7 protein-coding genes are annotated in these 7,248 nt (G+C 65.5%); 5 read left to right on the top strand and 2 right to left on the bottom strand.

Annotation, left to right across the window (positions count from 1 at the left end):
• Positions 1 to 43: 43 nt before the first annotated feature.
• Positions 44 to 1,906, top strand: coding sequence for a 2-oxoglutarate dehydrogenase, E2 component, dihydrolipoamide succinyltransferase (sucB, locus tag V6M39_RS01135; protein ID WP_332641813.1), 1,863 nt, complete (start codon positions 44 to 46; stop codon positions 1,904 to 1,906).
• Between the two features lie 4 nt (positions 1,907 to 1,910).
• Positions 1,911 to 2,795 (top strand): TIGR01777 family oxidoreductase, encoded by an 885-nt coding sequence (locus V6M39_RS01140; protein ID WP_332641814.1) that lies wholly within the window; start codon positions 1,911 to 1,913, stop codon positions 2,793 to 2,795.
• A 9-nt stretch (positions 2,796 to 2,804) separates the two neighbouring features.
• On the opposite strand, the gene V6M39_RS01145 is transcribed toward V6M39_RS01140, so the two are convergent.
• Both V6M39_RS01145 and V6M39_RS01150 read right to left on the bottom strand, forming a co-directional pair.
• Positions 2,805 to 3,899, bottom strand: coding sequence for an NAD(P)-dependent alcohol dehydrogenase (locus tag V6M39_RS01145; RefSeq protein ID WP_332641815.1), 1,095 nt, complete (start codon positions 3,897 to 3,899; stop codon positions 2,805 to 2,807).
• Between the two features lie 84 nt (positions 3,900 to 3,983).
• The gene (locus tag V6M39_RS01150) at positions 3,984 to 4,403 is read right to left on the bottom strand and encodes a hypothetical protein (protein ID WP_332641817.1); all 420 of its coding nucleotides are present in this window, start codon (positions 4,401 to 4,403) and stop codon (positions 3,984 to 3,986) included.
• Between the two features lie 80 nt (positions 4,404 to 4,483).
• On the opposite strand from V6M39_RS01150, the gene V6M39_RS01155 reads away from it, so the two are divergent.
• The 3 genes from V6M39_RS01155 to lipA are packed head-to-tail and all read left to right on the top strand — an operon-like array spanning position 4,484 to position 7,113.
• On the top strand, positions 4,484 to 5,419 hold the full coding sequence (locus tag V6M39_RS01155; RefSeq protein WP_332641818.1) for a metallophosphoesterase: 936 nt from the start codon (positions 4,484 to 4,486) through the stop codon (positions 5,417 to 5,419).
• The gene (gene lipB / locus V6M39_RS01160) at positions 5,416 to 6,153 is read left to right on the top strand and encodes a lipoyl(octanoyl) transferase LipB (RefSeq protein ID WP_332641819.1); all 738 of its coding nucleotides are present in this window, start codon (positions 5,416 to 5,418) and stop codon (positions 6,151 to 6,153) included. Before V6M39_RS01155 ends, lipB begins: the two co-directional genes overlap by 4 nt.
• Positions 6,154 to 6,189: 36 nt before the next feature.
• Positions 6,190 to 7,113 carry a lipoyl synthase gene (gene lipA / locus V6M39_RS01165; RefSeq protein ID WP_332641820.1) on the top strand — a complete coding sequence of 308 codons (924 nt, stop codon included), beginning with the start codon at positions 6,190 to 6,192 and terminating at the stop codon, positions 7,111 to 7,113.
• Positions 7,114 to 7,248: the final 135 nt, after the last annotated feature.

A 7,248-nucleotide genomic window follows, 5' to 3' on the forward strand; every position in this document is an offset into this window, starting at 1 on the left:
ACCCCTACACTCACACGCCTGACCCGGAGAACCAGAGGACCCCATGGCTACGTCTGTCACCCTTCCCGCCCTTGGTGAAAGTGTCACCGAGGGAACAGTCACGCAGTGGTTGAAGCAGGTCGGTGACACTGTCGCCGTCGACGAGCCGCTGCTGGAGATCTCGACCGACAAGGTCGACACCGAGATCCCGTCGCCGGTCGCCGGAGTCCTGCTGGAGATCAAGGCCGCCGAGGACGAGACCGTCGAGGTCGGTGCTGTGCTCGCCATCATCGGCGAGGCCGGTGAGTCGGCAGGTGGCGATGCCGCACCCGCCGCGGAAGCGCCTGCTGCAGAAGTAGCCCCCGAACCCACACCTGAGCCAGCCCCCGCGGCTGAGCCCGAGCCGGCACCCGCACCCGCAGCCGAGCCTGCACCCGCAGCCGAGCCTGCACCTGAGCCCGCACCGCCTGCACCTGAGCCCGCACCGGCACCTGCTGCGCCCGCGCCTTCAGCCAGCGGAAGCAGCACCGCTGTGACCCTTCCGGCACTCGGCGAGAGCGTCACCGAAGGCACCGTCACCCAGTGGCTCAAGCAGGTCGGCGATGACGTCGCCGTCGACGAGCCGCTGCTGGAGATCTCGACCGACAAGGTCGACACCGAGATCCCGTCGCCCGTGGCGGGCACGCTCCTTGAGATCAAGGTTGCCGAGGACGAGACCGTTGAAGTTGGCGCCGAGCTCGCGATCATCGGTACGGCTGGTGCAGCCGCTCCTGCACCCACCGAGCCTGCTCCCGCGCCCGAAGAACCTGCTCCCGCGCCGGCTCCCCCGGCGCAGGATCCCGTGCCTGCTGCTGCACCCGAGCCCGTCGTGGCACCCAATGCCCCGACTCCGCCCGACACGGAGCCCGAGCCAACACCTGAGCCTGAGCCTGCACCCGCCCCGGCAGCATCTGAGCCAGCACAGGCACCTGCCGCGCCTGCACCCGCTGCTCCGGCCGCGTCAGGACCGACCGACTCGTACGTCACCCCGATCGTGCGCAAGCTCGCCAAGCAGCATGGCGTCGACCTTGCCACGATCACGGGCACTGGGGTCGGCGGACGCATCCGCAAGCAGGACGTCGTCGACGCAGCCGCCTCGCAGCCAGCAGCCGCTCCGGCCCCAGGTGCGCCGGCACCCGCTGCCGCGGCGGCCGAGCCGTCGCCTCTGCGTGGCAAGACCGAGAAGGTCACTCGCCTGCGCAAGACCATTGCGACGCGCATGGTCGCGTCGCTCGAGACCTCGGCCCAGGTGACTCAGGTCCACGAAGTCGACGTCACCGAGGTCGCCCGTCTGCGCGCCAAGCACAAGGACGCGTTCCTGGAGCGCGAGGGTGTCAAGCTGACCTTCTTGCCGTTCTTCGCGAAGGCCGCCATCGAGGCGCTCAAGCTCTACCCGGTGCTCAACGCAGCCCTCGACCTCGAAGAAGGCGTCATCACCTACCCGTCAGGCGAGCACCTCTCCATCGCGGTCGACACCGAGCGCGGCCTGTTGGCACCCACGATCAAGGACGCCGGCGACCTCTCGATCGCAGGACTTGCACGCAAGATCGCCGATGTCGCTGATCGCACGCGCAACAACAAGATCCTTCCGGACGAGCTGTCCGGCGGCACGTTCTCGATCACCAACCTTGGCAGCAACGGCGCACTGTTCGACACGCCGATCATCAACCAGCCGCAGGTCGCGATCCTGGGCGTCGGCGCGGTCGTGAAGCGTCCCGTCGTCATCACCGATCCGTCGGTCGGCGAGAGCATCGCGGTCCGCAGCATGGCCTACCTAGCACTCACGTACGACCACCGTCTCGTCGATGGTGCCGACGCTGGCCGGTTCTTGACTGCAGTCAAGCAGCGTCTGCAGGCCGGTGCGTTCGAGGTTGAGCTCGGTTCCTGACCACATGAAGGTAGTCATCGGTGGCGCGTCGGGATTCCTCGGCACGGCGCTGACTGACCACCTGCGCGAGCGCGGGCACACGGTCACTCGACTGGTGCGTTCAGGCTCCGGCGACGATGCCTCACGCTGGGATCCAGCGGCCGGTGTCATCGACCAGGACCTGATCAACGCGGCTGACGCCGTCATCAACTTGTCTGGCGCCTCCATCTCGCGCTGGCCACGTACGCGGGCCTACCGGCAGGAGCTCCTCGACTCCCGTACGTCGCCGACCAGCGTGATCGCACAGGCAATCGCGAAGTCACCGACCCCGCCCGTGATGCTCTCGGCGTCCGCGATGGGCTTCTACGGCAACGACCGCGGCGACGAGGTGCTCACCGAGCGCTCCGCCGCCGGCACCGGCTTCCTCGCCGACCTCGTCCAAGCCTGGGAAGCCGCAGCCCTCCCAGCCGTCGAGACGACCCGCGTGGTGTTCCTGCGTACGACGCTGGTGCTTGACAAGCGTGGCGGACTCCTCAAGCTCATGCTGATCCCGTTCAAGCTCGGTGCTGGAGCAAAGCTCGGACCCGGCACTCAGTACATGTCGTTCATCTCGTTGGTCGACTGGCTGCGCGCGGTCGAGTTCCTACTCGATTCGCAGACCGCCAACGGTCCGTACAACCTGACGATGCCTCAGTCGCAGACCAACGCGGAGTTCACCGACGCGCTGGGCGATGCGTTGAACCGTCCGACCTTCCTGGCCGCACCCGGCATCGCGCTCAAGGTCGCACTCGGCACCGGCATCGCGAAGGACCTTCTCGGATCGCTGCGGGTCTCCCCCAAAGCTCTGAATTCAGCAGGGTTCAAGTTCGATCATCCCGATCTCGCGTCGACCATCGACGCGGCGTTGTGACGGGTTTCGTCACCACACCAGGACGGGCTTGACGACCTTCCCGGCCAGAACATCTGCGACGGCAGTGTTGATCTCGCTGAACGGGTAGGTCGCGATCAGCCCATCGACGTCGAACTCGCCAGCTGCGTTCAGGGCGATCAGCCGCGGAACCATTTCCTGCGGGTCGGAGTCGCCCTCGATGGATGCCTTGATGGTCTTGCCCGTCTGCAGCAGGTCGATCGCATCGATCGCGTACTCCTCGGCACCCAGCCCGAGCGCGACCAGCGTGCCGCGAACCTTCAGCGCCTGCTGTGCCTGCTTGACGACCGCGGAGATCGCTGTGGTGTCGATCGCGTACGTCGCTCCGCTGCCGCCAGTGAGTTCCTTGACCTTGGCGACAACGTCGTCCTCGGCCATGGGATCGACGCCGATCGCGCCGTAATCGGCGGCGGTGGCGCGACGGTTCTCCAGCGGGTCGACGGCAATGATCGTTCCGACGCCCAGGTGCTTTGCGGCCGCGAGCGCCGACAGTCCGACGGCTCCGCAACCGAAGACGACCAGACTGTCGGCGGGAGTCGGCTTGAGAACGTTCAGCACGGTGCCCGCGCCGGTCTGGAAACCGCAGCCGTACGGGGCAACCTTGGTGAGGTCGACGGACTTGTCGACGACCACGCAGTTGTCTGCGTACGCGATGGCGTACTGGGAGAGGCTCGACTGGCCGAAGAAGTTGCCGAACACCGGCGAGCCGTCGCGGCTGTAGGTCGTGCTGCCGTCCATGCGCATACCCATGTAATTGAGCAGCAGCGACGAGTCGCAGTAGCCCACTAGATCGTTCTTGCAGTTCTCGCAGCCGCGACAGGACCGGAACGAGATAACGACGTGGTCGCCGACCTCGATCCCACTGACGCTTTCGCCGACGGCCTCGACGATGCCTGAGCCCTCGTGGCCGAAGACATTGGGGAACATCTCCTCGGGCAGGAAGCCCTTGAGGTGGATATCGGTATGACACAAGCCGGTCGCGACGATCTTGACCAGAACCTCATCGGCCTGCGGCTCGCCGAGCTCGATCTCTTCGAGGGAGAAGTCGGCGCCTTGCGAGTTCACAACAGCGACAGTGGTCTTCATGCGTCACGCTCCAGCCAGAAGTAGTAGTTGTCGGGCGCGTCAGAGCGCGCGAACAGTCACGCCGTCACAGTAGTGGAACGAGTTCTAGTTTTCGATGCGCCAACCATGCGCAGTGAGCATGAGTGTCACGACTCGTCGCGTCGGCAGGTCTCGCGGCAACGTACGCGTCGTGCCGTCATCCCACTCGACGTGCGCCTCCGCCAGCCGATCGACAACCTCAAGACGTACCCGATCGGTCGACGCATGTCCGACCTTGCATGACAGGACGATGAGGTCGGCACCCATGACGCGCGCTCCCCTTCGCTCGTAGTCGCGGATCAGCTCAGCATCGCTCGCTCGGGCTGAGCTGCCTCGTACGTACACCTCGCCCAGCAGCTCAGGATCGGCGCTCGCAAACGCCTCAGCCCGTACGTCATCGAGCCCGCCCAGGACTCCCGCCCAGCGCACGTCGTCCGACGTTGCCAGCGCTGCAATCGCTGCCACCCACGCGACGAACCAATCCATCGCGACACCGTGCCGCAATCGCCTCGCGACCGCCGATCGGCATCCACAGGACTGCCACTATGCAGTCGTACGTTGGAACCATGCAGCTCGGCCAGCACGCACCCGCGTCTCATGTCATCGCCCACGTCAGCGACACCCACTTCGGGCCCGGCAACGCGGCGGTCTACAGCAACACTGACCCGGCCGCCTATCTCGAAGCCACGATGAGTCGACTGGCAATCGTGCGACCCGACGCGATCGTATTCACAGGTGACATCGCAGATCGCGGCGAGCCCGAGGCGTACGAGGCCGTCGCCTCGATCGTGGTCGACGCGGCGGCAGAGATGGACGCCGAGCTCATCTGGGTCATGGGCAATCACGACGCGCGTGAGCCGTTCGCACACAGATTGCTTGGGCGCGACACCGATCCCGATGAGCCGATCGACCAGGTCTTCGACATCAACGGGCTGCGCATCATCGCGCTCGACACCACGATTCCCGGCTATCACGACGGCGAGCTGACGCCGACCCAGCTGGGATGGCTGCGCGAGGAACTGATGACACCCGCGCCGCACGGCACCGTACTGGCGATGCACCATCCGCCGATCGCGACGCACCTTCAGTTGATGACGATCATCGAGCTCGCCGATCAACACCTGCTGGCCGACGCGATCGAAGGGACTGACGTTCGTACGATCCTCGCCGGGCACTACCACTACTCCGCACACAGCACGCTCGGCTCTGTGCCGGTCTCGGTCGCCGCCTCGACCTGTTACATCATCGATCCGGCGGCTGATCCACGCGGCTTGCGCGGCTACGACGGATCGCAGTCATTCGACCTGGTGCACGTGTTTGACGATCGCGTCGTGCACAGCACTGTCCCTGTTCAGCCAGGGCGCATGGTCGTCGACTATCCCCTCGAGGCCCTTGAGCACGTCGCAGCGATGTCACCCGAGGATCGGCGCGAGAACTTCGCCAAGGCCTCCGTCGACATCGATTCGATGGTCATGGTGGACGGAGATACGCTGGAGTCGTGACGAAGCTCCAGATCATCGACGACTGGTACGGCGACAAGGCGATCGACTACCTCGACGCCTGGGAGTTGCAGCGCGAGTTTCACCAGCAGCGCGCCAACGACCAGATCGGCGACACGGCGATGTTCCTCGAGCATCCCGCGGTCTACACGGCCGGACGTCGCACCGAGCCCCACGAGCGTCCGTTCGACGTTCCCCCGCAAGCGGGAGGTGCCCCCATAGTGGTCATCGATGTCGACCGTGGCGGCAAGATCACGTTCCACGGACCGGGCCAGCTCGTCGGCTATCCGATCACCAAGCTCCCCTCGCACGTTCTGGTCGTCGACTACGTACGCCGTGTCGAGGAAGCTCTGATCCGCGCCATTGCCGATCTCGGCGTGACCACCGGCCGGGTCGCCGGTCGTTCCGGAGTGTGGTTGCCGGCCGGCAACGGCAAGATCGAGCGCAAGGTCGCGGCGATCGGCATCCGTGTCTCGCGAGGCGTGACGATGCACGGCTTCTCGCTGAATGCTGACGTCGATCTGAGCTACTACGAACGCTTCGTACCGTGCGGCATCGCTGACGCAGGAGTCACCTCGCTGACCGCAGAGTTGGGCCGCGATGTCACGGTTCCGGAGGCTGCAGCAGCGGTGGCTCCACATCTGGTCGAGCTACTGGGGTGGGAGTCGTACGTCCCCTCGCCAGACCTTGCTGCGGCCGCCCCACTGCTTGATCTCTCCATTGGTGCGCAGGCGTAGGCTGACCTTGTGACTATCGCTCCTGAAGGCCGCAAGATGTTGCGGCTCGAAGTCCGCAATGCGGAGACCCCGATCGAGAAGAAGCCCGAGTGGATCAAGACTCGCGCCAAGATGGGTCCCGAATACACCGAGCTGATGAATCTGGTGAAGGGCGAGGGTCTCCACACGGTCTGTCAGGAAGCCGGTTGTCCCAACATCTTCGAGTGCTGGGAAGACCGCGAGGCGACGTTCCTCATCGGCGGCGAACAGTGCACCCGCCGCTGTGACTTCTGCCAGATCGACACCGGCAAGCCCGACCCGATCGACCGCGACGAGCCCCGTCGCGTTGCCGAGAGTGTGCAGAAGATGCAACTCCGCTACGCGACCATCACTGGTGTTGCTCGCGATGACGTGCCCGACGGTGGCGCCTGGCTCTACGCCGAGACGGTCCGCAAGATCCACGAGTTCAACCCCGGAATCGGTGTCGAGAACCTCATCCCCGACTTCAACGGCGTGCCCGAGCTGCTTGAGCAGGTCTTCGACAGCCGCCCCGAAGTGTTGGCGCACAACGTCGAGACTGTCCCCCGCATCTTCAAGCGCATTCGCCCGGCATTCCGATACGAGCGTTCGCTCGACGTCATCACGCAAGCCCGCGACTACGGCCTGGTCACCAAGTCCAACTTGATCCTCGGCATGGGCGAGACCCGTGAAGAGGTGTCGCAAGCACTCGTCGATCTGCACGAGGCCGGCTGCGACCTGATCACGATCACGCAGTACCTCCGCCCCTCCAAGCGCCACCACCCCGTCGAGCGCTGGGTGAAGCCCGAGGAGTTCGTCGAGCTCAAGGACGAGGCCGACGAGGTCGGATTCGCCGGAGTCATGTCCGGACCCCTCGTACGTTCGTCCTACCGCGCCGGTCGCCTCTACCAGCAGGCCATCGAGAGCGGACGCGGCAGCGCCGCGATCCGCATGCAGCCGTAGACTGACCCTCATGTCCAACGCCACACCCGCACCCGCCAAGGGCCGCATCCGCCAGATGCGACAGGCCTACACGATCACCAAGCGCAGCGATCGCAACATCGGCTTGATCCTGCTGCTGACGTTCCTCGTGTTCGG

It is taken from the genome of Aeromicrobium sp. (assembly GCF_036675695.1).
Classification (GTDB): domain Bacteria; phylum Actinomycetota; class Actinomycetes; order Propionibacteriales; family Nocardioidaceae; genus Aeromicrobium.